Here is a 1176-nt window from a genome sequence, read left to right as displayed (position 1 = left end):
CCGGGGGACGTGTCCCGGCCCCGGTGCGGGCCGGAGGAAGGGCCGCTTCCCGGCCCGGAGGACGGGCCGGGAAGCGAGGCCGCACCGCCCTGATCGGCCGGTGTCACCCGCGGCGTGTCAACCGTCGACATCGAACCCCTCCCCGGTCAGCTCCACGAACACGTCCTCCAGGCTCGGCCGGTGCACGGCCAGCCCGCGCACCGCGACACCGCCGGCCACCAGGGCCGCGGTGACGCGCTCGGGGGGCAGCACGCCGAGCTCTGCGCCGGCCTCCCCCTCCCCGGCCCGGACCTCGGCCAGGCCGAGCCCTTCCAGCACGGCGGCGGCCGCGGCGGCGTCCGGCGTCTCCACCCGGATCCGGGGCCGCTCCCCCGCGCGGAGCTCGGCCAGCGAACCGGCGGCGACCAGCCGGCCGGCGCGCATCACCCCGACGTGGGTGCACATCTGCTCGACCTCGGCGAGCAGATGCGAGGAGACGAAGACGGTCGTCCCGGCGGCGGCGATCTCCGCCACGAGCGCGCGCACCTCCCGGGTGCCCTGCGGATCCAGGCCGTTGGTCGGCTCGTCGAGGATCAGCAGTTCCCTGGGGCCGAGCAGCGCCGCGGCGATGGCCAGCCGCTGGCGCATGCCCAGCGAGTAGGCGCGGTAGCGCTTGCGGGCCGCCGCGGTCAGCCCCACCCGCTCCAGCGCGAGCCCGATGCGGTCCGCGGCGGTGCGCGGGTCGGCCGTCGGGTCGGCGGCGTCGTAGCGGCGGAGGTTCGCCTCGCCCGACAGGTAGGGGTAGAAAGCGGGTCCCTCGACCAGCGCCCCCACCCTGGGCAGGACGGCGGAGGCCCGCGCGGGCATCGGCGCGCCGAGCAGCGCGCAGGCGCCGGCCGTCGGCTCGACGAGGCCGAGCAGCATGCGGATGGTCGTGGTCTTCCCCGAGCCGTTCGGGCCGAGGAAGCCGAAGACCGCCCCGCGCGGCACGGTCAGGTCGAGGCGGTCCACCGCCACCTGGCCGCCGCGGAAGCGTTTGGTCAGCCCTCGCGTGACGATCGCGTGCTCCGCCGCGGGGTCCGCGGCGGGCGTGGGGTCCGCGGTGAGGTCCTCCTCGGGCGCTGTCGCGGACCCCGTCGCGGGCGGGGCGGGCGGGAACGGCTCGCCGGCCGTACCTGTTCCGGCTCCGGCTCCGGT

Annotated in this window: 1 protein-coding gene; it reads right to left on the bottom strand. The window is 77.7% G+C overall.

Annotated features, from left to right (window positions below):
* Nucleotides 1-117: 117 nt before the first annotated feature.
* Nucleotides 118-1176 (bottom strand): ABC transporter ATP-binding protein (locus tag ACFOWE_RS11370; protein WP_377287224.1); only part of this gene is annotated, 1059 nt, incomplete at its 5' end.

Origin of the sequence: Planomonospora corallina, assembly GCF_042650625.1 — a bacterium.
In the GTDB taxonomy this organism is placed as follows: domain Bacteria; phylum Actinomycetota; class Actinomycetes; order Streptosporangiales; family Streptosporangiaceae; genus Planomonospora_B; species Planomonospora_B corallina.
The sequence above is the reverse complement of the archived record's forward strand: the minus strand, read 5'-3'. Positions and strand labels throughout refer to the sequence as shown.